Annotated in this window: 28 protein-coding genes; 17 read left to right on the top strand and 11 right to left on the bottom strand. The window is 64.5% G+C overall.

All coding sequences use genetic code 11. From position 1 onward, the window contains the following. Nucleotides 1-40: 40 nt before the first annotated feature. Complete coding sequence (locus ATE71_RS01985) at nucleotides 41-1,072, bottom strand: YncE family protein (protein WP_152998603.1); 1,032 nt, start codon at nucleotides 1,070-1,072, stop codon at nucleotides 41-43. A gap of 86 nt (nucleotides 1,073-1,158) precedes the next feature. Here ATE71_RS01985 and ATE71_RS22375 point away from each other — a divergent pair, with 86 nt between their 5' ends. From ATE71_RS22375 to ATE71_RS01965, 9 genes are all read left to right on the top strand, one after another. Then, a complete protein-coding gene (locus ATE71_RS22375) occupies nucleotides 1,159-1,305 on the top strand; it encodes a hypothetical protein (protein ID WP_160327995.1) in 147 nt (48 codons plus the stop codon). A 30-nt stretch (nucleotides 1,306-1,335) separates the two neighbouring features. Next, nucleotides 1,336-1,848, top strand: a complete 513-nt coding sequence (locus ATE71_RS01980) for a HEAT repeat domain-containing protein (protein ID WP_058801723.1) — start codon at nucleotides 1,336-1,338, stop codon at nucleotides 1,846-1,848. Further along, nucleotides 1,836-2,741 (top strand): hypothetical protein, encoded by a 906-nt coding sequence (locus tag ATE71_RS01975; protein WP_058801722.1) that lies wholly within the window; start codon nucleotides 1,836-1,838, stop codon nucleotides 2,739-2,741. Before ATE71_RS01980 ends, ATE71_RS01975 begins: the two co-directional genes overlap by 13 nt. A gap of 296 nt (nucleotides 2,742-3,037) precedes the next feature. Beyond that, a complete protein-coding gene (locus tag ATE71_RS21955; protein WP_152998602.1) occupies nucleotides 3,038-3,895 on the top strand; it encodes a hypothetical protein in 858 nt (285 codons plus the stop codon). A 59-nt stretch (nucleotides 3,896-3,954) separates the two neighbouring features. Then, a complete protein-coding gene (locus ATE71_RS21565; RefSeq protein WP_201022912.1) occupies nucleotides 3,955-5,340 on the top strand; it encodes a DNA cytosine methyltransferase in 1,386 nt (461 codons plus the stop codon). 8 nt (nucleotides 5,341-5,348) lie between these two features. Continuing rightward, entirely contained in the window at nucleotides 5,349-5,765 is a 417-nt protein-coding gene (locus ATE71_RS21560; RefSeq protein ID WP_082665029.1) for a very short patch repair endonuclease, read from the top strand. A gap of 101 nt (nucleotides 5,766-5,866) precedes the next feature. Beyond that, nucleotides 5,867-6,025, top strand: a complete 159-nt coding sequence (locus ATE71_RS22370; protein ID WP_160327994.1) for a hypothetical protein — start codon at nucleotides 5,867-5,869, stop codon at nucleotides 6,023-6,025. A 157-nt stretch (nucleotides 6,026-6,182) separates the two neighbouring features. Beyond that, nucleotides 6,183-8,006, top strand: coding sequence for a translation elongation factor 4 (gene lepA, locus ATE71_RS01970; protein WP_058801721.1), 1,824 nt, complete (start codon nucleotides 6,183-6,185; stop codon nucleotides 8,004-8,006). 83 nt (nucleotides 8,007-8,089) lie between these two features. Then, on the top strand, nucleotides 8,090-8,749 hold the full coding sequence (locus tag ATE71_RS01965) for a GNAT family N-acetyltransferase (RefSeq protein ID WP_058801720.1): 660 nt from the start codon (nucleotides 8,090-8,092) through the stop codon (nucleotides 8,747-8,749). Between the two features lie 208 nt (nucleotides 8,750-8,957). On the opposite strand, the gene ATE71_RS01960 is transcribed toward ATE71_RS01965, so the two are convergent. The 3 genes from ATE71_RS01960 to ATE71_RS01950 form a co-directional block, all read right to left on the bottom strand. Beyond that, nucleotides 8,958-9,233: a hypothetical protein gene (locus ATE71_RS01960; RefSeq protein ID WP_058801719.1), complete on the bottom strand. Its 276-nt coding sequence runs from the start codon at nucleotides 9,231-9,233 to the stop codon at nucleotides 8,958-8,960. A gap of 184 nt (nucleotides 9,234-9,417) precedes the next feature. Then, nucleotides 9,418-9,717, bottom strand: coding sequence for a DUF1153 domain-containing protein (locus ATE71_RS01955; RefSeq protein ID WP_058801718.1), 300 nt, complete (start codon nucleotides 9,715-9,717; stop codon nucleotides 9,418-9,420). Between the two features lie 2 nt (nucleotides 9,718-9,719). Beyond that, nucleotides 9,720-10,052, bottom strand: coding sequence for a hypothetical protein (locus ATE71_RS01950; protein WP_058801717.1), 333 nt, complete (start codon nucleotides 10,050-10,052; stop codon nucleotides 9,720-9,722). A gap of 192 nt (nucleotides 10,053-10,244) precedes the next feature. On the opposite strand from ATE71_RS01950, the gene mnmA reads away from it, so the two are divergent. The 6 genes from mnmA (at nucleotide 10,245) to ATE71_RS01925 (ending at nucleotide 14,027) form a co-directional block, all read left to right on the top strand. Continuing rightward, nucleotides 10,245-11,387: a tRNA 2-thiouridine(34) synthase MnmA gene (gene mnmA, locus ATE71_RS01945; protein ID WP_235587868.1), complete on the top strand. Its 1,143-nt coding sequence runs from the start codon at nucleotides 10,245-10,247 to the stop codon at nucleotides 11,385-11,387. Nucleotides 11,388-11,446: 59 nt separating this feature from the next. Continuing rightward, nucleotides 11,447-11,875, top strand: coding sequence for a hypothetical protein (locus ATE71_RS01940; protein ID WP_235587867.1), 429 nt, complete (start codon nucleotides 11,447-11,449; stop codon nucleotides 11,873-11,875). A gap of 201 nt (nucleotides 11,876-12,076) precedes the next feature. After that, the gene (locus ATE71_RS22680; RefSeq protein WP_201022910.1) at nucleotides 12,077-12,217 is read left to right on the top strand and encodes a hypothetical protein; all 141 of its coding nucleotides are present in this window, start codon (nucleotides 12,077-12,079) and stop codon (nucleotides 12,215-12,217) included. A 32-nt stretch (nucleotides 12,218-12,249) separates the two neighbouring features. Continuing rightward, entirely contained in the window at nucleotides 12,250-12,942 is a 693-nt protein-coding gene (locus ATE71_RS01935) for a DsbA family oxidoreductase (protein WP_058801715.1), read from the top strand. Between the two features lie 54 nt (nucleotides 12,943-12,996). Beyond that, nucleotides 12,997-13,311: a hypothetical protein gene (locus ATE71_RS01930; RefSeq protein WP_058801714.1), complete on the top strand. Its 315-nt coding sequence runs from the start codon at nucleotides 12,997-12,999 to the stop codon at nucleotides 13,309-13,311. A 221-nt stretch (nucleotides 13,312-13,532) separates the two neighbouring features. After that, nucleotides 13,533-14,027, top strand: a complete 495-nt coding sequence (locus ATE71_RS01925) for a thermonuclease family protein (RefSeq protein WP_201022909.1) — start codon at nucleotides 13,533-13,535, stop codon at nucleotides 14,025-14,027. A 10-nt stretch (nucleotides 14,028-14,037) separates the two neighbouring features. Here ATE71_RS01925 and ATE71_RS01920 read toward each other — a convergent pair whose 3' ends face one another. Further along, a complete protein-coding gene (locus ATE71_RS01920; protein ID WP_058801713.1) occupies nucleotides 14,038-14,760 on the bottom strand; it encodes a hypothetical protein in 723 nt (240 codons plus the stop codon). Between the two features lie 138 nt (nucleotides 14,761-14,898). On the opposite strand from ATE71_RS01920, the gene ATE71_RS01915 reads away from it, so the two are divergent. After that, nucleotides 14,899-15,138 carry a DUF2171 domain-containing protein gene (locus ATE71_RS01915; RefSeq protein WP_058801712.1) on the top strand — a complete coding sequence of 80 codons (240 nt, stop codon included), beginning with the start codon at nucleotides 14,899-14,901 and terminating at the stop codon, nucleotides 15,136-15,138. A gap of 258 nt (nucleotides 15,139-15,396) precedes the next feature. On the opposite strand, the gene ATE71_RS01910 is transcribed toward ATE71_RS01915, so the two are convergent. The 4 genes from ATE71_RS01910 to ATE71_RS01900 form a co-directional block, all read right to left on the bottom strand. Beyond that, nucleotides 15,397-15,780: a hypothetical protein gene (locus ATE71_RS01910; protein WP_152998600.1), complete on the bottom strand. Its 384-nt coding sequence runs from the start codon at nucleotides 15,778-15,780 to the stop codon at nucleotides 15,397-15,399. Nucleotides 15,781-15,914: 134 nt separating this feature from the next. Then, nucleotides 15,915-16,070 (bottom strand): hypothetical protein, encoded by a 156-nt coding sequence (locus ATE71_RS22675; protein ID WP_201022908.1) that lies wholly within the window; start codon nucleotides 16,068-16,070, stop codon nucleotides 15,915-15,917. Between the two features lie 75 nt (nucleotides 16,071-16,145). Further along, the gene (locus ATE71_RS01905) at nucleotides 16,146-16,748 is read right to left on the bottom strand and encodes a hypothetical protein (RefSeq protein ID WP_058801710.1); all 603 of its coding nucleotides are present in this window, start codon (nucleotides 16,746-16,748) and stop codon (nucleotides 16,146-16,148) included. A 32-nt stretch (nucleotides 16,749-16,780) separates the two neighbouring features. Beyond that, on the bottom strand, nucleotides 16,781-17,566 hold the full coding sequence (locus tag ATE71_RS01900) for a hypothetical protein (RefSeq protein WP_058801709.1): 786 nt from the start codon (nucleotides 17,564-17,566) through the stop codon (nucleotides 16,781-16,783). A gap of 167 nt (nucleotides 17,567-17,733) precedes the next feature. On the opposite strand from ATE71_RS01900, the gene ATE71_RS01895 reads away from it, so the two are divergent. Then, on the top strand, nucleotides 17,734-18,213 hold the full coding sequence (locus tag ATE71_RS01895) for a hypothetical protein (protein WP_058801938.1): 480 nt from the start codon (nucleotides 17,734-17,736) through the stop codon (nucleotides 18,211-18,213). 71 nt (nucleotides 18,214-18,284) lie between these two features. Here the strand turns inward: ATE71_RS01895 and ATE71_RS01890 are convergent, their stop codons facing one another. Both ATE71_RS01890 and ATE71_RS01885 read right to left on the bottom strand, forming a co-directional pair. Then, nucleotides 18,285-18,995 carry a hypothetical protein gene (locus ATE71_RS01890; protein WP_058801708.1) on the bottom strand — a complete coding sequence of 237 codons (711 nt, stop codon included), beginning with the start codon at nucleotides 18,993-18,995 and terminating at the stop codon, nucleotides 18,285-18,287. Between the two features lie 105 nt (nucleotides 18,996-19,100). Next, entirely contained in the window at nucleotides 19,101-19,643 is a 543-nt protein-coding gene (locus tag ATE71_RS01885) for a DUF4440 domain-containing protein (protein WP_058801707.1), read from the bottom strand. Nucleotides 19,644-19,838: the final 195 nt, after the last annotated feature.

Below are 19,838 nucleotides of genomic sequence, written 5' to 3'. Positions count from 1 at the left end.
TGCCGAGCTCGCAAAGACGCACGCGCTCGGCTGATCGCGCTTACGGCGCGATCGCCAGCCCGTCGCCATTTTTCCCCGCCGCGATCCGCCGCAGCACCTGCCCGCTCGCGACATCGATTTCGGCGACCTTGTCGTGACCCGTCTCGGCGGCATAGATTCGCGTCGAATCGGCGCTGAACAGCAAGGTTACCTGTCCTTTCGCCTGCTCGCCCGACACGGTGATCGTCTTCAGCGGCGCGCGCGTCTCGGCATCGAACAGGCTGATCGTTCCCGACGCGATATTGCTGGTCGCGACCAGCTTGCCGTCGGGGCTCGCCAGCACGCGGATCGCGACCGGGTCGACCGGCCGTTCGGCGATTTTCTCGCCCGTCGCGGTATCCCACACCGATACGCGCGGCGCGTCGAGGTCGCCCACCCACAGCTCGCGCCCGCCCTTGGTCAGCGCCAGCCCCTCGGGCTTGCCGCCGACGGTCAGGTCGCGCAGCTTCGCGCCCGCATTCAGGTCGAGCACGCTCACCGTCCCCGACCCGATATTGGTGGTATAGGCGGTGCGGCCGTCGGGTGCGACGACGATCATGTGCGTCCCCTTCTGCCCGGTCGGAATCGAAGTCAGTGCGCCGTCCGGCGCGACCACTGCGACCGACTCGCTGCCCTCGGTCGTAGCAACCAGTCGCCCGTCGCCAAGCCACAGCAACCCGTGCGGCCGCCGGTTGGGGCTCAGGTCGATCGTGCGCAATTTCGTCCGCTTCGCGATGTCGAACACATCGATCGTCGTCCCACCATAGGCCACGACCGCCGCCTGTTTGCCGTCGGGCGAAATCGCGATTTCGTGCGGCATCTTCCCCGTCGGCAGCCGCGCCAGCTCGCGTCCCGTCGCTAGCGATATGATGCTCAGCGTATCTTCGGCCTTGTTGCCGACCAGCAGCGTTTCGGCCGCCGCGGCGGGCGCAGTCAGAAGCAGGATGGCGAGGGCGGCGGCACGGTGCATGGCGGGTCTCCCGGTTACGGCCGCCCATCCTATCCCGCGGCGCGCGCCCCGCAACCGCGCTTCGACGAGTGACGGGCGCGCCATTACGATAAGTTAACTCGGCGATTGCGGAGGGTCCCCTTACCCCGGTCGGGCGGCCCGGGGCCGCAGAGCGACGGAGGAGGGGGACTATGGAATTGCCATCGATCGATATCGACAGCGTGCCGCTGCTGGAAACCGCGGTCGGGCTGTTCGGGTCGCTGATCGGCGACAGCGCGTCGTCGGGACCGTCGGTGTTCGAGATCGCGGTCACCATCGCGCTCATCGTCAACGACTGACCCGCCGCGGCGGCGGGTCAGTCGTTGACGATGAGCGCGATCCTGCACCTCGACACCGCGCGCCAGGGCTTCACGCTCGCCGCCGCGCGCGCCGACGTGTTGCTGCTCGAACTCGCCGTCCAGCCGCCCTCGCCGCTGCCGATCCGCAGCTATGACGCGGCGAGCGGCCGCCTCATCCATGTCAGCGCCTCGCGCCGCGACAGCAGCTTTCGCGCGATGGCGCTGACGCTGCTCCGCCAGCTTGGCCGTACCGACGCCGCGCCGCTGTTCGCGGCCGAGACGCAGGCCGGCGATTTCGCCGCGCGCTGGCACGCGATGCGCGAACTGGTCGCGCTCGATTCCGCCGCCGCGCATCGCTTGCTCGCCGCGATGGCCGCGGGCGATCCGCATCCCGAGGTGCGCCGCGCGGCGGTGGCGACGCTGGCGCTCTTTCCGCCTTCCGGTGAGACGGGGCGGAAGGGGGGCGGAGGGCCGGGGCCTTGCACAAGCCCTGCGCCCTCCGCCCCTTGTCGCCGCGAGGATGCGCAGCCGTGCCGCGCCTGATCGACCCGCCGGGCACCCCCGCGCTCGACCTTGCCGAAGTCGTCGCGCGCCTCGACGAAAGCGGCGTCGACCTCGCGGACGAAGGCAGCATCGCGCATTGCGCCGCGCTGCTCGCCGGTCTGCGGCGCAACCGCGACTTTCTTGCCGACCGCGTCGTCGCGGCGCTCAAGGCGAGCTACGCCGACCAGCTCGAAATCAACCGCTATTCGGCGCAGGTCTTCCTCCTGCACCGCAGCCCGCGCGGCTATTACCTCCGCGCCAACCTCTGGCCCGCCGCGACCGACGCCGTCTATGCCGCGAGCGGCTCCGCCGCCTTCTCCTACGGCGTGCCGCACGACCATAATTTCCATTTCCTCACCGCCGGCTATTTCGGCCCCGGCTATATCAGCGACTATTATGACTATGACCCCGAAGCGGTTGACGGCCGCCTCGACGAGCCGCTGAACCTCAAATTCGTCGAGCGCAGCAGCCTGAGCGAGGGCAAGCTAATGCTCTACCGCGCCCACCGCGACATCCACAGCCAGCTCCCCCCCGAAAGCCTGTCGGTCAGCCTCAACATCATGGACGAGGGCGAGCATGTCCCTTGGCGCGACCAATATATCGTCGATCTCGGCCAAGAAGCGGACAAGCGCGGCACGATCGCCAGGCGCCCGACGCTGACCAGCGGCGAAATGCTGCTCCGCTGCGCGGTGCATCTGACGGAAAACGGCCGGGACGTGGCCGACCATTTCGCGAAAGCGCATCCTGTCCCCCGCGTCCGTGCCAACGCCATCGCCGCGCTGGCGGCGGTAGAGGAAGGCGCGGGCAGGGCGGCGGTGCTGGAGCGCGGGATGCGCGACGCGGACGCGCGGGTCAGGGATGATTGTGAGAGGTGGCTGGGCCTCCGCGCATGATAGCCGATCTCGCGCCTTCGGCATGTAAAGCAGACAAACCTGCCCCAACTTTGTCATCCCGAACTTGATCTGGGATCCATAGCACCGCCGACGTCATGCCACAGGATTAAGCATGACCCTTCACGCCGCCTGTCCAGAGTGGCGTACCTTTGGGCACCCGGCGTCTGAGAAGGGATATCGGAAGCACACGCTTGGCGCCCTCGATCTATTCGTATCGCGTCGCTGACGTTCTGAGGCCTCGATTACCTTGGTGAACTCGTCTATGGTTCCGCTGCATTAAGGGGCATGGAGTGCGCATGATCGAAGACCTAAGGGCGAGAGCAATGAATTCCGTTTTTGCCATGTCGAGTTTTTCGACTTCTTGGCGGACATGGAGGCCTGCGATTGCAGAATTGACCGACAACCTGACTGATGCAGGCAAGGTTTACGAACTTGGGGATCATCTAAGTGACGTTTTCAAGATGACGGGCGGCGCTGGGCGCGATCAGGGGTCACTTTCGGGCGGCGGAGCCGCGTGGGAAGGCCTGGTTTGCTGGTATCTGAATCTCGTGATGACCGGATCCCGAGCTGTCGTGGTGAAGCAAAGCAAAAGTTTGATCCCAAAAACTCTGTCGGATGCCATGACTGTGACTTATAAAAATGTGCCGACAAATACCGAATCAGATCTTTCGGGAATAATATTTCCACAAAAAATTCGAGATATATCTGATGTTTATGATACATCTATATTGAATTCTTTTATTGAAAATAATATATCAGATATTTCTCTTCACAATATACAATGTAAGACTAATTGGAACGATAACGCGCAGATTCCAATGCTTTGGGACATGATTTACCAGTTTAGAGGCGTGAAGAAGCATAGCGTAAGGATTGGCGTCTCGGGCGTTGATTTGGATGATTTGGCAGATTTTACCTACTCGTTTGTGACGGTGCCAACTCAGTCAAAACCGATAAAGCCAAATTCGATGGCTGTTCGCCGCGTGGAATCGCTTTCTGGCGGGAACTATTGGGGTCGTTCGAGTCAGGCTGGTGTCGCGGAAAGCCTTTCGGAAATCTTCAAGCGAGTGTTCAAGTCGGCGTTCGATGGTGGCATTCGGGGTCATATCGACAACCAAATCAAGAATGGATCAATTTCCATTTCAGTGCCCTAGGATGGGCTTGATTTGTTCTCAGTCTATGACAGAAAGAAACTCCCTTCTGGAGACGATGTATGCTGCTTGAGCGAACTCCCGCATTAAGGATCGATGAAAGCCCCGTCGAGGCGATCGTCAAGGTGCACCGGCCGATGATCGACCTGTTTGCGGGGTGTGGCGGGTTGTCGCTCGGATTTGAGCAAGCTGGGTTCACCCCTGTTTTCGTGAATGAATTGAACGCAGATGCGCGATCAACATATCTTGCGAACCGCGACCATCTCATCGCTGGAATACCTTTTAATCAGCGAACCGATCTGCATTCGGCCGATATTCATGAACTGGACGGCGATAGAATTTCGGCCCTCAAGCTGCGCCTAGAAGGTTTGAACCTGGGTTTGAATTTTGGGGGAAGCAGCAATTTGGACGTGCTGGCTGGCGGACCGCCATGTCAAGGTTATTCGGGCATCGGGCATCGGCGCTCATATTCTGTGGACAAGGCCGAACTGCCGTCAAATCGACTTTACGAACGAATGGCTTTCGTAATCGAGCAAATACGGCCACGAATATTTCTTTTTGAAAATGTTAGAGGTCTGTTGTCCTCTCGATGGACCGCCGAAGGAACAAAGGGAGAGATTTGGCGTGACGTCTATGGACGTTTTAAGCGCCTCGGTCTTGAGCACGGGTATGTCGTGCGCTGGAAATTGGTTCACGCGAAGGACTATGGCGTCCCTCAAAATCGACCGCGTGTCTTAATAGTTGGCATTCGTTCTGACATTGTAGACAAGATGGGTTCTCGGCTTTCGCTTGCTGCGCATGAGGAAGATGCCGTCGCGTGTGGAATGTTGCCGCCTCATGGCGAAATTGCACCTCACCTTGAGGATATCTTCTCTGATCTGGAAGATTCTACGATTCTTAAAAGTTTGCACGATCAGGAATTTGGCGGGAATTTTTCTACGAGCGCTTATCCCCGACCGGCCATCGGGAAATGGCAACAATATTTCCGCCCTGGCGAGCTAGCCCAAGCTCGGGCGCCATTGCAGGAGCAGGAATATAGCAAGCACTCATTGCACGTTGTGCAGAAGTTCGCTGCAATGATCGCTAATGGGGGCCGAATTCCGCCGGAGTTCCAAACAAAGAAGTTCGCTCAGCGTGTGTTGCCTCGTCGTTGGAGCAATCACGGGCCGACAATCACCGCCTGCTCGCTGGCTGATGACTATGTGCACTACCAGCAACCCCGATCATTGACGGTGCGAGAGTGGGCGCGTCTACAAACATTTCCTGACACCTATGTCTTTAAGGGCAAGCGAACGACAGGTGGCTTGCGACGTGCCGGTAATCCACGCGAGGGGAACTTTGAACGAGAGGTGCCAAAGTACACTCAAATTGGAAACGCGGTTCCCGTTAAGCTTGCGGAAGCTGTAGCCAAGCATTTCGATGAGTTATTGAAGTATGCTGGTTTGTAGGGCGTCCCTTGATTGATTTTGTTTCGCCCGAAAAGCGATCTCGGATCATGCGCGGGTCGAAAGGAAAGGATACTAGGCCGGAGATTGCAGTAAGGCGGGTGCTAAGACGGCTGGGCATTGGTTATCGGTTGCACCGGAACGATTTGCCGGGGCGTCCTGACATTGCATTGATTGGGCGGAAAAAAGCAATTTTTGTACATGGTTGCTTTTGGCATCAACACGGCGACCTAACCTGTCCAATCGTCCGTCGACCTTCAAGCAACAGCGGGTTTTGGTCGCGAAAGTTTGAAAAAACGCGGGAACGGGACATCCGAAACGAAAGGGCATTAGTAGGCACCGGTTGGTCGGTGCTTACATTGTGGGAGTGTGAGACATTGGGATCAGATTTGGAAGCGAAGCTAAGGTCATTCCTCGAAATTTCCTGACGGTTTTACGTATAATCCGGCGCAAAATCTTCGGCCACACCGCGAAAAACCCCTTTCCTACATTATTCCGCCATGCCAGCCTCGGGGTCTGGCTCTTTGACTTGTCCGAACCGCTGCTTCATCGCGCGCCAAACATCGCGGCCGCGCGCGATTTTTTGCGATCTTTCCTGCCGCCGCCGCGCTGGGCGACATTGGTGACTTTCCGCCCATGGCTGGCCGTCAACCCCTTGTTTCCGGTGTCGATGCGGTGGCAAGCTTGACAACTTCCGCCTGCCGCGCGCCTCATTGGCGATCGGGGGTCAAAACAGACGCATGTTGGGCTGACCTTTACTGACTTTTGGCCGAAAGCGACGCCCGCGGCGCCGCGCCGTCCACTCCCTGCTGACAGCGCCGCAAACCCCTGCTAGGGCGCCGCGCATGACCACGCCCTTGTCCCATATCCGCAATTTTTCGATCATCGCGCACATCGACCATGGCAAGTCGACGCTCGCCGACCGGCTGATCCAGTTCACCGGCGGGCTGACAGCGCGCGAAATGTCGGCGCAAGTCCTTGATAATATGGATATCGAGAAAGAGCGCGGGATCACGATCAAGGCGCAGACGGTGCGGCTCAAATATACCGCGAAGGACGGCGAAACCTATGAGCTGAATCTCATGGACACGCCGGGGCACGTCGACTTCGCCTATGAAGTGTCGCGCAGCCTCGCCGCGTGCGAGGGCGCGTTGCTCGTCGTCGATGCGGCGCAGGGGGTCGAGGCGCAGACGCTCGCGAACGTCTATCAGTCGATCGAGCACGACCATGAAATCGTGCCGGTGATCAACAAGATCGACCTGCCCGCCGCCGACGTCGACAAGGTGAAGGCCGAGATCGAGGATATCATCGGCCTCCCCGCCGACGACGCGGTGCTCGCGTCGGCTAAATCGGGGATCGGCATCGAGGAATGCCTCGAGGCGATCGTGACGAAGATCCCGCCGCCGAAGGGCGACGCCGCGGCGCCGCTCGTCGCGATGCTCGTCGACAGCTGGTACGATCCCTATCTCGGCGTCGTCATCCTCGTCCGCGTGATCGACGGCGTGTTGAAAAAAGGTCAGCAGATCAAGTTCATGCAGGCGGGCACCACCCACCTGATCGACCGCGTCGGCTGTTTCACGCCCAAGCGCGAGGAACTGACCGAGATCGGCCCCGGCGAGATCGGCTTCATCACCGCGCAGATCAAGGACGTCGCGCAGGCGCGCGTCGGCGACACGGTGACCGACGCGAAAAAGCCCGCCGCGGCGCCGCTGCCGGGGTTCAAGGAAGTCCAGCCGGTCGTCTTCTGCGGCCTCTTCCCGACCGACGCCAACGACTTCGAGAAATTGCGCGAGTCGATCCAGAAGCTGCGTTTGAACGACGCGAGCTTCTCGTTCGAGATGGAAAGCTCGGCCGCGCTCGGCTTCGGCTTCCGCTGCGGCTTCCTCGGCCTGCTCCACCTCGAGATCATCCAGGAGCGGCTGACGCGCGAATATGACCTCGACCTCATCACCACCGCGCCGTCGGTGGTCTACAAGCTGAAGCTCAGCCACACCAAGAATGAGGCGGCGAAGGAGATCGAGCTTCACAACCCCGCCGACATGCCCGACCCGAACCGCATCGACGAGATCGAGGAGCCGTGGATCGAGGCGGTGATCTATGTCCCCGACGATTATCTCGGCCCGATCCTGAAGCTGTGCCAGGACCGCCGCGGGGTGCAGAAGAACCTGACCTATGTGGGCGGCCGCGCGCAGATCACCTATGAACTGCCGCTCAACGAAGTCGTGTTCGACTTCTACGACCGGCTGAAAAGCATCAGCCGCGGCTATGCGTCGTTCGACTATCACCAGATCGGCCACCGCCCCGGCGACCTCGTCAAGATGAGCATCCTCGTCAACAACGAGCCGGTCGATGCGCTGTCGATGATTGTCCACCGCGGATCGGCCGAAAGCCGCGGCCGCGGCATGTGCGAGCGGCTGAAGGACCTGATCCCGCGCCACATGTTCAAGATCCCGATCCAGGCGGCGATCGGCGGCAAGGTGATCGCGCGCGAAACCATCGCCGCGCTGCGCAAGGACGTGACCGCCAAATGCTATGGCGGCGACGCGACCCGCAAGAAAAAGCTCCTCGAAAAGCAGAAAGAGGGCAAGAAGCGGATGCGCGAATATGGCAACGTCAACATTCCGCAGGAAGCCTTCATCGCCGCGCTTCGCATGGGCGACGACGCCTGACCGGCTTGATGCGCTAGGTCGGCGACGGCGCGAATTGCCAGCGTCGTCGGTCTTGCCTATCCTGCGAGCCGCAGGAGGCCGCGATGACCGGGACGACGGACAGGCAGGCGGGGGTGCCCGCGCAGCAGGCAGCGGCCGGGCGGCTGGGCGATATCGCGGTGCACAGCGCGCTGAACGACGGGACGCAGGTATGCCTGCGCACGATCACTCCCGACGACGAGGCGCTGCTGCGCGACGGGATCGCAAAGCTGTCCTCCGAGTCGCGCTACCTGCGCTTTTTCTCGCCGGCGCCGATGCTGCCCGATGCGGTGATCGAGCGGCTGGTCGACGTCGACGGGCACGACCATATCGCCTGGGGCGCGATCTGCAGCGAATGTCCGGGCTGGCCCGCGATCGGCGCGGTGCATGCGGTGCGCAATCGCGGCGGCCCGAACGGCGAGAGCCGCGTCGGCGAATATTCGGTCGCGGTGCTCGATGCCTTCCACGGCAAGGGGCTGGCGCGGATGATGACTGCGGCGCTGTTCGTCCAATGCCTCGCCGAGGGACTGACCGAACTCGACGTCCACACCCTGTCCGAAAATCGCGCCGCGATCGCGCTCGTCCATGCGCTCGACGCCCGGTGGAAGGGCGAGAGCGCGGGTGTTGCCGAATATGCGGTCGACGTCGCGGCAGCGCTCACCGCGCTGCGCGCCGACCCCGCCCAGCGCGGCGTCCGGGACGTCTTGGCACAGCTCGGCGCCTGACGAACGGCCTGGTCCTCCCCGCCGCCGCGGGTCGCAGACGGCGGCGGGAAGGTGAGGGGGCAAGGGTTGCCTCGCCGCCCCGCGGCCGGGATTAGCGCGCGTGGCGCGGGGCAGCGGTGACGCGGGTCACAGCACGGCGACCGTTCCGGACATGCAAAAAGGGCGCCGAAGCCAAGCTCCGGCGCCCTCTGGCAACCCCGAAGAGGGATTATTTCGTCTGCGTGTCGCCGACGCCGGTTTCGGACGGGGCGATCTCGCCATTGTCGTCCATCGCGTTGGCCTTTTCCTCGCCCATTTCCTCGACCTTGTCGGCCTTGTCTTCCATCGCTTCCTTGGCGGCGCCTTCGGGCATCGCGTCAGCCTGATCGTCGATCGCTTCGGCTTGGGCTTCGGCCTGGTCCTCAACCTTGTCGGCGGCCGGGCTCTGGCAGGCGCCGAGCGAGAGGGCCGAGGCGGCGGTGAGGGCGATAATCATCTTGCGCATGTCGAGTTCTCTCCAAAAGTTGACTCAGCCGCTTAACGCGGGGTGAACAGGAGGGTTGCAAAGAAAACGTCATCCTGTTGAAAGAACGCGCATCTTCTTTGGGTTTCTGACGCCGCCCGCTGCTCGAGGCAAAAAAAAGAGGGCGCCCGAGGCGCCCTCTCTCATTCTGGTCCGGTCCCGCGGCTCAGAAGCGCTGTTGGCGCTCGTAGAGGTCGCGATAATGCTGGATGCGCGTCACGCGCAGTCCGGGCATGCCGCTGCGGTCGATCGACCGCTGCCAGCCGGCAAATTCCTCGAGGGTCAGCCCATAGCGTTCGCACGCTTCGTCGACGGACAGGAGCCCGCCGTTGACGGCCGCAACAACCTCTGCCTTGCGGCGAACGACCCAGCGGGTCGTCGATGCGGGCGGCAAGGTGTCCAGCGTCAGCGGTTCACCCAAGGGGCCGATGACCTGTGCGGGCCGGATTTTCTGATTCTCGATCATAGTCATTCCATATTTGCATCGTCGGAGGGGGGTGGTTCCGACGTTTTTTGCTTTAGGCCGGAGGGATTCAACATCGACTGAAGCCCTCTGGTAAACAGGTCATTCATAGTTTCCGGCAGGGCGTTCACCTCGTCCGACAGGTCGAGGAAGCGAACGGCGCGCGCCGCTTTTTGTTCCGCCGTCCGGCGCGCTCCGCCCAGAATTTGACGCAGCGCGTTAAGCGCTGCGTCGTGCGATTCGCGCAACGCCTGCGCGCGCACCAGCCGCGCGGTCGGCAGCATCGCCTGACGCGCCCCGGACACGGCCATGATGATGTCGAAGTCGGGCTTCGACACTCTGGCGGCACCAGGCAGGCGCGGAAATTCTGACGGGGCAACATTCATGATGCCGGTCTAGCGCAGAGGGCCTAAGGTCCCGTAAATGCCCGTTTCAGTCCCTGTTAGCGAAGCTTAACCCCCGTCAATATCTTGACGCGCGTGGCGGAAAAGCTGGTATTTTGGGGCCTGCATCCCTAGATGGCGCCGACCATGATCGATACGATTTTCTCGCCCGCCGGGCTTGCCCAGGCCGATTTTCAGCTGCCTATGCCGCTGAAGGACCGGCGAATCGTCGTCGCGATGTCGGGCGGAGTCGACTCGAGCGTCGTCGCCGCGCTTGCCGCGCGATCGGGCGCCGAGGTCATCGGCGTGACGCTGCAACTCTACGATCATGGCGCGAAGGCTAAGCGCGTCGGCGCCTGTTGCGCGGGACAGGATATCCGCGACGCGCGCGCGGTCGCTGACCGGCTGGGCTTCGCGCATCATGTCTATGACCATGAAAGCCGGTTCCGCGACACGGTGATCGACCAGTTTGCCGACGAATATCTCAGCGGACGGACGCCGATTCCGTGCGTGCGGTGCAATATGGGGGTGAAGTTCACCGACCTGTTTCGCCTTGCAAAGGAACTTGGCGCCGACTGCCTCGCGACCGGCCATTATGTCCGGCGCATGATGGGCCCGGCGGGCGCCGAACTGCACCGCGCGGTCGATCCGGCGCGCGACCAGAGCTATTTCCTCTTCGCGACGACGCAGGACCAGCTCGACTTCCTGCGCTTCCCATTGGGCGGTCTCGAAAAGAGCGTGGTACGCGAGATCGCCCGCGACTTGGGGCTGGGCGTCGCTAGCAAGCCCGACAGCCAGGACATTTGTTTCGTGCCAGACGGCGACTATGCGACGCTGGTCAGGAAGCTGCGGCCCGAAGCCGACGACCAGGGCGCGATCGTCCATGTCGACGGCACGGTGCTCGGCGCGCACAGGGGGCTGATCCATTATACGGTCGGGCAGCGCCGCGGGATCGAGATCGGCGGTCAGGCCGAGCCGCTTTATGTGGTGCGGCTCGATGCTGAGAAGAAGGAAGTGATCGTCGGACCACGACGGGCGCTTGCCGTGTCGGGCGCGCGGATGGGAGAGGCGAACTTGCTCGCCGATGTCGAGGGGCGCGACGTGCTGGCGAAGGTGCGCAGCATGGCGAAGCCTGTGCCGGCGACGATCGCGGGCGACCGGCTGATCTTTGCCGAAGCCGAATATGGCGTCGCGCCGGGACAGGCGGCGGTGCTGTACGATGCTGCCGACAATTCGCGCGTACTCGGCGGCGGCTGGATCGAAGAGACGTTCGCTTCCTCCGGCATTTGACGCGGAAGAGATTGAACTTTCTTCCCCGATGCCGCAGCTTGCGGCAAACAGGGAGAAAAATGATGGTCCATATGGTCTTGCGCGGCGCCGTCCTGCTGTGGGCGGCATTTTTTGGCATCGTCGGCGCGCGCGGGTTGATCGATCCCGCGAGCTATACCGAGACCTTCGGTTTCACGATCAGCGGGGTCGCGATCAACACGCTGCGCGCCGATCTGTCGTCCTTCTTTCTCGTCTCGGCGGGCGCGGCGGCGCTCGGCGCACTGGTCCCGGCGTGGGTACGCGCATTGCTGGTGCCCGCGGCGCTTTACGGCACGGCGCTGGCCGGGCGGCTGTTCGGCGCCGCGAGCGGCGATCCGGTCAATTCGGGGATCGTGCAGGCCATGATCGTCGAGGCCTTGTCGGTGCTGCTGCTGATCGGCGGCTGGTGGGTGCTGTCGCGACCGGCGCCGGTGGCTGCGGTCGATGGAACGGCCAATGCAGGCCTTTAATTCGGCAGATTGACAATTTTCGGCCGGACGTGGCCGATAGCGATGTAAACCCCGGCGAGAACCGGTGCCGGGAATTCCGCCCCGAACCTCAAGCCGATGCCCAACAATCGGCGGATTCGGACCGTTGCTTGTCTTTTTGATCATTATATGAGTTACTGGGCGCCGGGTCGCTTCCATTTTCCTTTGGGTGGGAGGAAGCCTATGGCGGACGATGAGGACAAGAGGGGGCGTTCGGACCGGCGCGCGGGCGACCGCCGCAAGGCCGATGATCCCGATTATAAGGGGCCGGATCGTCGCAAGGGCGACCGGCGAACAGGCAAGGATCGCCGCGCAGCCGATTGAGCGCGCCGCGCCGCGCCGGCAGGAGATCGGCTTTGACTGAACCGCGCGTGCCGCGCTTGAGCGTCGATATCGTGTCCGACGTGATGTGTCCCTGGTGCATCATCGGCTGGCTGAAATTCCGCAAGGTCATCGATCATTTCGCCGGGCGACTGGATTTTCGCGTCCAGTGGCATCCATTCGAGCTCAATCCCGATATGCCGGTGGAGGGCGAGGCTGCCGCCAGCCATGTCATGCGTAAATATGGCATCAGCGCCGAGCAGAGCCGCGCCAATACGGAGCGTCTCGCGAGCATTGCGGCCGAGTTGGGCTTTGCCTTCAACCGCGGGCCCGATTTCCGCATGCGCAACAGTTTCGACGCGCATCGCCTGCTGACCTGGGCGGCGGCGATGGAAGACCCCGAACAGAAGGGGCCGACTGGAGTACAGACGGCATTGAAGCTGGCGCTGTTCGCCGCTCATTTTACCGACAATCGCGATGTCGGCGACCATAACGTACTAGCCGATGCCGCCGCATCGGTCGGGCTCGACCGGGACCGCGCCGTGGCGATCCTTGCGTCGGGTGAATTCGGCGAAATGGTGCGCACCGAGGAAGCCTATTGGGCCGACCAGAATATCACCGGCGTGCCCGCTTTCATTCTGGGCGGCCGGATGCTGATTCCCGGCGCGCAGGATCCGGAGGCGCTCATCCGCGTGATCGAGAATAAGGTGCTCGCCGCGACCGTCTGAGGAACGGCACGACGGAGCTGTGCGTTTTCCGGCCATCCCTAAAAGGAACCGGACATGATCGACGATCCCCGCATACCCCCCGCAGCAGATGCCCCCGAGGCCCGCAACCGCGAGCAGGATGACGAGGGCGCGCAGGCGCAGAGCGTCGCCGAGGCGGCACGGCGCGAGACGCGCCTCGAGGATAGTGCCAAGAAGCCGAGCGCCGGCGCGAGCGACGATGTGCAGGATCTGGTCGATCATATGCGCCAGATGGAACGATCGGGCCGGATCGACATGGACGCTTATCGCGGCGAGCGCAGCGACGATGACGAGGAGGACGAACTGGGCCCGGGCGGGGTCGACGACGACGAACCGCGCGGCGCGCCCTGACTGGTCGACATAGGATCTGAAACGGCGCCGGAGCGAACGCGTTTGTCGGGTCTTGCCCGCCATTGCGGAGCCGCCTCGTTGGGGTTTTGCTAAGCCCCACTCGCTAGGGTCGGGATATGTCCGGCCCCGATTTCCATCACAGAGAGCGACGCGCGGTGCGCCGCCGAAACCCGATCGTGCGGCAGCGGTCCGTGCGCGCTAATCCGTGGCTGGCGCCGGCGATGATGGTTGCGTTCGTTGCGGCGGTGTCGATTTTCCAGCGGTTTCCAGAGGAGGCCGATGCCGTGGTGGCACCCGTCGCAGCGCTGTTCGCTTCTGAGGAAGGCGCGGCGTCCGGCAGGGCAATGCACGACGAATTGTCGGCTCATTTCACCTTTTGCCACAGTGGCGGCGGCAGCAATTGCGTCGTCGATGGCGACACCTTCTGGTTCGCGGGCGAAAAATACCGGATCGCGGACATCGACACCCCCGAAACCCATCCCGCGCGCTGCGCCGAGGAGGCGGCGCTGGGCGGCGCGGCGACCGAGCGATTGCAGCAATGGCTTAACGAGGGCGCCTTCAGCCTCGAAAGCGCCGGACGCGACAGCGATCGTTATGGGCGCAAGTTGCGGATCGTCACGCGCGACGGCGACAGCGTCGGATTGCTGCTCATCGGAGAAGGGCTGGCGCGGTCGTGGGAGGGCCGACGGCGCCCCTGGTGCGCTGGCTCGTCCTAGGGCGCTCGCCCTAGCTGGGTTCGCCGTCCTCGCTTTCGATATCCGTCTCTTCGGCGCTCTCGGCGTCCGCCGGGTCGGGCGCCGGCGGCAGCTCGCCGCGCAGCGGCGGGTTCGGCCCCGCAAGCTGGCGGTCGATGTCCGCGGCGACCAGCTGCGCGACGGGATCGTCGCCAAGCGCGGCGAGTTCTTCGCGGCGCCCGGCGAGCGCAGCGGCACGTTCGGCTTCGGGCAGCTCGGCGATGTCGACGTAAAAGCGTACGAGCCGCAACCAGGGCGCGTCGTCGGTCAGCACATCTTCGGCCCAGCGGCTGAACGGGCCGCCCGCCGCGCGCCAGCCGCCATCCTGCCGGTCGAGGAAGAAGAGCACGCGCGACCCGCGCGGAAACAGGTAACGGATGCACGCCCCGGCAAAGCTCTGCGGATGCGCTTCTTCGAGTTCGTAGGGATTGCTGGGCAGCGTTTCGGCGCCGGTCGCGATCACCCCGTCGAGGGCAATGGGGCCGGGAGGCATGACGCCCTTGAGCGCTTCGACGGGCTCGACCGCGATCGTCGGTTCCCTGCTGCTTTCAGGGGCTGGATCGCCCGCGGTTACGGTGCCGAGCAGAATCAGGTCGGCGCTCTCGACAAGCTCCAAATTCGTCGGCACCCGATAACCTGGGGCAACCGAGCAGCCCAGGGCTGGAAGCGGCGCGGCAAGAAGGGTAAGGCCGATGATGGCGAACAAGCGGCGCATCGGCGAAGGATAACGCGACCGGGCGTGAATGGAAAGCGGGCGCGAGTCTGGGGCGCTTCGTCCATGGCTATGGAGCCGACTCGAACTTCGCGCGTATGGTGGCGAGGCTCCCCCACCCGGAGCGCAAGGAGACTGACGATGGCAGAGCATGACCATAGCGCGATCAAGGAAGATATGAATGTCATCGGCGCCGACGGCGTCCATATCGGGACCGTCGACCATCTCGACGGCGAGCGTATCAAGCTGACCAAATCCGACAGCGTCGACGGCAAGCATCATTACCTGCCCGCCGGCCTCGTTGCCGCGGTCGAGGGCGACACCGTCCGGCTGTCGGCCAATGCAGCTAATGCGATCGACCTGTTCGAAGAGGCCGAATAACGCAATACCGGAGGGCTGGCGGCGTAATCCGGCGTGCCGGCAACGAAACTGGCCCGCTCCCTTTTTTTTGGGGGGGCGGGCCATTTTCTTGCCCGGCTCGACATCATCGGCTGAACGGCGAAAGGGAGCCGGTATCCCGGCTCCCTCCCCGATCGCTGATGCGATACGGTCTGCTGAGGGGAGCCGGGTGCACCCGGCTCCCCGAGCGTGGCAACCTCCCTTGCTGCAAGGGGTCGCCGCCGCTGTTCGTGCGCGGCGCTATTCGGCTGCGGCGGCGGTGCGCGCCTCGATCTCTGCGCTCGACAATTTGGTGACGAGGCCATGCGACGAGCCGACCGCGCCATGGTAGATGGCAGCGAGCGGGATATTGTAGAGCGCGCCGTCGCGTACGACGATGGCGGTGTCGCCGTCGATGCTCTGGACGGTGCCGACGCTCTGGCCGTCGGTCGAATGGATCTGCGCGCCGGGGCGCACCTGTTCGCGCGTCGCAAGCGTGAGGTTGGCGGCATCGGCGGCTTGGCCGGCGGCGTCGGTGCGTTGCGCGGGACCGGCGGCGGGGTCGGGAGCGGGCTGGGCCAGCGCGGGCGCCGCCAAAAGGGCGAGCGCGAGCGCGCCGAGAGCGGGAGCTGGGGCTTTGCGCATGTCGGTCTCCATCGTCTGGCATCGGTTCGATGCCGCCAAGGAGAAACCGGCGATCTGCCCGCTTGTTGCCTCTGCCCGCGGGCGCTTGCGGCGGACGGCGGCGCGCGCGCGACGAGCGGCCGGTGCCGGTGCGCCTAGTGCGGGTTTTGGCGCGCGGGCCCCGCGATCAGCTTGTTGAGCGTCGCGAGGCGCTGGCGCGCCGCGGTCCAGTCGCGTTCGGGATGCGCCTGGATCTGGTCGAGGAGGGTGCGCACCTCCTTACGGCGGTCGCCTTCGGTTACGGCCTGCATGGGCTTTCTCCTTTCGCTTGCACTATAGCAAGGATGAAGCAGGTGCGGCACCGGCTTGCCGCGCGCACGGCCCGGTTAGTCCCTTCGGGGCACGGTGACGGCGACGGGCTCCTCGGGGTCGACGGCGCCCCGGCAGTCGGTCGCCTTGCCCAGGCCCGTCATATAGAGTTCGCCTGCTTCGCGCAGGCTGACGACCTGGTTGCCGCTGAAGACGACTATCCAGAAGCCCGGCGCGGTTTCATAATGCGGGTGGGGTTCATAGATCGGCATCAGCATGCCGTCGTCGCCTGCATAGCGATGCAGCTCCCAACGTTCGCGCTCGACCATCGCCACGTAAAGTGCGGCGTTCTTGCGGTCGCGGTCGTCGATGCGGTGCAGCGCGGTCAGCCGCATCGGCCGCTTGTCCGGCTTGCCATTGTGCGTGCGCAGCTCCGCGAGCAGCGCGTCCCACTCGGCCCCCTGAACGCGCCCGAGTGCGTCGGTCGTCACTCGCATGCCGAGCAGGAGGTCGGTGAGTTCGCGGCGTTCGGCGGTCGCGAGCCGCGCAAGCAGGCCCGCAAGTGCCCCGCACGCACGATCGGCGTTGTGCGGGGGCGGGGTGTAGATCGAGGTCGCGGCGGCAGACGGTGCAAGCGCAGCGACGGCGAGCGCGGCGGCGATGATACGATGGCTGGACATGCAGCGGTCTCCCCGGTGACGTTCGGGCCCGGTCAGTCGGGCAGGCGGAAGTCGAGTTCGAAGCGCGCGCGCGCACCGGCGCTGTTGCGGCCGTCCGCGAGCGTCGCGGGCGCGCGCCGCGCAATATATTGATATTCGCCGGCATCCGAAAAATGGGACATATTCTCGGCCGGTACGACGTCGAGTGTGCGGCAGACGACCGATCGGTCGTCCTGCACCTGGCATTCGACCACGACCTTTGCCTCCTTGCGCGCCGCCATCGCACGGATCGGATATTCGACCCAGTCGGTGCGCGCGATCGGCGCGATCTGCTGCCGGTCGACGAGCGGCCCGCGGTTCCAGTCGATCGGCGCGAGCGGCGCGCCGTCGTAATGGTAGCGATATTCGACGCGGCGGGGTTGGGGCCGGCGGTCGGTGAGTTCGGGAAAGACCGGGAACACCGGCCGGGGCACGCGGGCGAAATCGAGTGCGAACACGTCGAATTGGGAATAGGCGTGTAAATTGTCCGGCGCGCAATTGTCGGCGACCTCGCCCGATGGTTTGATCCAGCAGGCGACGACGACGTCGAGCGGCTTGCCCGCCCGCTTGCCCAGCCGGTGCGCCAGATAGCGGCGCTGCGCGACCGTCGGCGGCGGAACCGGCGCGGTCGCCGGATCGAGCCGATAGGTTTCGATCGAAATCCGGCCCTCTGGGCTGAAATGCCGTTCGGTCACGGGGTCGGGCAGCGGCGGCGGTGCGGGCGGCGCCTGCGTCGCACCGGCCGACGCGGCGAAAACAGTGCCGATCGCCGCGACGATGGTGCAATGACGCGATATCATGCGGTTATTCTCCCCTGCCGATGGGTGCGCGCCGCGGTGCGGCGTGTCAAGGCGGGGGCGGTGGCAAAGGGCGGGGCGAGCAGGTCGGTCGGCGCTGCGGACTGGCGCGGGGCGGGGGCGCTTCCTATGTAGGGCGCGCGATGACAGGCGGGGGGAACAGACAGATCGTGATCGGCCGGCTTAAGGCGAAGCCGCTGCTGGCGGGGCAATTGCTGTGCGCGCTCGCCGCGACGGCGCTGATCGTGCGGCAGGCGCGCGGCGCGTGGGGCGACGGCGCGGGCGACGTGCTGCGCATGCTGCTGTTCGGCAATCTGCTCGTCACCGCCGCGATCGTGGCGGCGCTGCTCGGCTTTGCCGCCTTTTTTCGCGCGTGGCGGCGGCGCGATGCGTTTATCTGGCACGACGGCGCGCGGCTGTATCGCGGTGCGTCGGACAGCTGGCCGCTGCCGCTGATCCGCGACGTGGTGATTTCGAAGAACGACCTCGGCATCGCGTCGCTGCGGCTGGTCGTCGACGACGACAGCGAGGTGACGCGCGAACTGGTGAAGCTCTACCTGCTCGAGGACTCGCCCGAGGCGGTGCGCGGCGGGGTGATGTTCGCGGTCGCGGGGCTGCGCGGGTTTCCGGCGGGGTCGGTGATGAATTGAGGGTGATGCCCCGTTCGCGGCGGCAAAGTTCAGCAAAGTTCAGCCCCGTGGCGCGGCGCTGTTGCCAAAGTTCAGCAAAGGTCAGCCTTGTCGGATGACGGCGCGAGCGGCGTTTCAGCGGGCTCCTCGACGGCATCGGCCGCGTCGTCGCGGTACCAGCGCGGCAACTGGCCGTCGAAATGATCGGCGACTTCGAGTGCGACCGCCAGATCCTCGGGCGCCATCAGCGCCGCGGGCGCGGGCGGCGGCGCGGGGTGAAGCTGGACGAGCGCCTCGGCAACCGGGGTGACGGCGGGGGCGGGCGCCGCGGGGCGCTCGCCGAACCGGTCGGGCGCATAGGCGCGCAGCAGGAACATCAGCAGCCGGTCGCTCTGGCGCAGGCGGCGGCCGACGCGGTTGCCGTCGCGGTCGAACACCGGCTCGTCGGTGCCGACGAGCGCGCGTTCGAAGGCGGCGTCGAGCAATTTCTTCGACGCCGCGTCGATCGCCGCCGACCAGGCGCGGTCGAACGCCTCGGCGCCGGGCGAGCGGCGCAGGCGATAGGCGGAGGATTCGGACATGCCGACGCGCTGCGCCGCGGTGACGACCGACCCGCAGTCGGCCAGCGTCTCGATAAAGGCGCGCTGCCTGTCGGGCGACCAGCCGTCCTTGCGGCGCTTTTTCAGCACCGGCACCCAGTCGTAAGCGGCAGGGTCATGGCCGTGCGCGTCGAGCGCGGGGGTGGTTTCGGCGGGGAGGGCGGCGGCCGCGTCGGGCGCGGCAATGGGGGCGATATGGCTCATCCGACAGTTTGGAACATAAAGCGAACGTGTAGGAAAGCTTTTTTTGGGGGGAGGCGCGCGAAACAGGATTTGGGGGTGCGGCGCGGGCGCGAGCCCGGTTCGGGGTCAGGGCGCGGAAGCGGGCGGATAGGGCGCGGCGCCGGCATGATCGTAGCTGTAGCTTTGCGACAGGCGAAAGCGCGCTTCGGCGGGCATCCATTGCCACAGGTGCATATAATGCGCGCCGCCGACCATGTCCCAGCGCGCGTCGCGGGCATTCCATTCGAAAAAGACGTGCGCGCCCTCCTCCAGCGCGCCCCAGTCGCCCATCGCGCGGACGCGGTGCGATCCGGGGACGAGCAGGCGGCGGTTCCTGTACCCCGCATGGGCGCCGCCGGGCATGCGATTGGCGCAATTCTTTGCGACACCAGCGATCATCGCGTCGCGGCTGGGTAGGGCAAGGCCGTCCTTGTCGTGGATCATGCGGAAATCGGGCGCGAGCAGGTCGGGGAGCGCTTTTGCGTCGCAGCCTTCGAACGCAGCCCAGAACAGGCGGGCGTCACTGGCCTCGATCCGCGCGGTGAGGGCTTCGCCGGTGGGCATGGGGGTGCCGGTGGCTGGCGGCGCGGCGCCGAGCGCGGCGGCGAGGAGGAGGACGGTGAAGGGCATGGCGGGACTTCCTTACTGTATTGCTTGCATCATACAGTTAAGTAGTCCCGGGGCAAGGCGTTTCCCTGATCGACACCCCACCTCTTCGTCACCCCGGACTTTATCCGGGATCATGCGTCGTAAGGCAATTGGGGGCCAAGTAAACTGTGACCGTAACGCCCCAAAGTGCGTGTCTAGCGGGAATCCTAAAGGTTA

Source organism: Sphingopyxis sp. H115 (assembly GCF_001468465.1).
Classification (GTDB): domain Bacteria; phylum Pseudomonadota; class Alphaproteobacteria; order Sphingomonadales; family Sphingomonadaceae; genus Sphingopyxis.
The sequence above is the reverse complement of the archived record's forward strand: the minus strand, read 5'-3'. Positions and strand labels throughout refer to the sequence as shown.

What these genes read in the sequence shown, in the direction of transcription:
- ATE71_RS01985 (WP_152998603.1), bottom strand. Translation starts at nt 1,072, where the DNA reads ATGGCGCGCCCGTCACTCGTCGAAGCGCGGTTGCGGGGCGCGCGCCGC.
- ATE71_RS22375 (WP_160327995.1), top strand. Translation starts at nt 1,159, where the DNA reads ATGGAATTGCCATCGATCGATATCGACAGCGTGCCGCTGCTGGAAACC.
- ATE71_RS01980 (WP_058801723.1), top strand. Translation starts at nt 1,336, where the DNA reads ATGAGCGCGATCCTGCACCTCGACACCGCGCGCCAGGGCTTCACGCTC.
- ATE71_RS21955 (WP_152998602.1), top strand. Translation starts at nt 3,038, where the DNA reads ATGATCGAAGACCTAAGGGCGAGAGCAATGAATTCCGTTTTTGCCATG.
- ATE71_RS21565 (WP_201022912.1), top strand. Translation starts at nt 3,955, where the DNA reads ATGCTGCTTGAGCGAACTCCCGCATTAAGGATCGATGAAAGCCCCGTC.
- lepA (WP_058801721.1), top strand. Translation starts at nt 6,183, where the DNA reads ATGACCACGCCCTTGTCCCATATCCGCAATTTTTCGATCATCGCGCAC.
- ATE71_RS01965 (WP_058801720.1), top strand. Translation starts at nt 8,090, where the DNA reads ATGACCGGGACGACGGACAGGCAGGCGGGGGTGCCCGCGCAGCAGGCA.
- ATE71_RS01960 (WP_058801719.1), bottom strand. Translation starts at nt 9,233, where the DNA reads ATGCGCAAGATGATTATCGCCCTCACCGCCGCCTCGGCCCTCTCGCTC.
- ATE71_RS01955 (WP_058801718.1), bottom strand. Translation starts at nt 9,717, where the DNA reads ATGATCGAGAATCAGAAAATCCGGCCCGCACAGGTCATCGGCCCCTTG.
- mnmA (WP_235587868.1), top strand. Translation starts at nt 10,245, where the DNA reads ATGATCGATACGATTTTCTCGCCCGCCGGGCTTGCCCAGGCCGATTTT.
- ATE71_RS01940 (WP_235587867.1), top strand. Translation starts at nt 11,447, where the DNA reads ATGATGGTCCATATGGTCTTGCGCGGCGCCGTCCTGCTGTGGGCGGCA.
- ATE71_RS22680 (WP_201022910.1), top strand. Translation starts at nt 12,077, where the DNA reads ATGGCGGACGATGAGGACAAGAGGGGGCGTTCGGACCGGCGCGCGGGC.
- ATE71_RS01930 (WP_058801714.1), top strand. Translation starts at nt 12,997, where the DNA reads ATGATCGACGATCCCCGCATACCCCCCGCAGCAGATGCCCCCGAGGCC.
- ATE71_RS01925 (WP_201022909.1), top strand. Translation starts at nt 13,533, where the DNA reads ATGATGGTTGCGTTCGTTGCGGCGGTGTCGATTTTCCAGCGGTTTCCA.
- ATE71_RS01920 (WP_058801713.1), bottom strand. Translation starts at nt 14,760, where the DNA reads ATGCGCCGCTTGTTCGCCATCATCGGCCTTACCCTTCTTGCCGCGCCG.
- ATE71_RS01915 (WP_058801712.1), top strand. Translation starts at nt 14,899, where the DNA reads ATGGCAGAGCATGACCATAGCGCGATCAAGGAAGATATGAATGTCATC.
- ATE71_RS01910 (WP_152998600.1), bottom strand. Translation starts at nt 15,780, where the DNA reads ATGCGCAAAGCCCCAGCTCCCGCTCTCGGCGCGCTCGCGCTCGCCCTT.
- ATE71_RS22675 (WP_201022908.1), bottom strand. Translation starts at nt 16,070, where the DNA reads ATGCAGGCCGTAACCGAAGGCGACCGCCGTAAGGAGGTGCGCACCCTC.
- ATE71_RS01905 (WP_058801710.1), bottom strand. Translation starts at nt 16,748, where the DNA reads ATGTCCAGCCATCGTATCATCGCCGCCGCGCTCGCCGTCGCTGCGCTT.
- ATE71_RS01900 (WP_058801709.1), bottom strand. Translation starts at nt 17,566, where the DNA reads ATGATATCGCGTCATTGCACCATCGTCGCGGCGATCGGCACTGTTTTC.
- ATE71_RS01890 (WP_058801708.1), bottom strand. Translation starts at nt 18,995, where the DNA reads ATGAGCCATATCGCCCCCATTGCCGCGCCCGACGCGGCCGCCGCCCTC.
- ATE71_RS01885 (WP_058801707.1), bottom strand. Translation starts at nt 19,643, where the DNA reads ATGCCCTTCACCGTCCTCCTCCTCGCCGCCGCGCTCGGCGCCGCGCCG.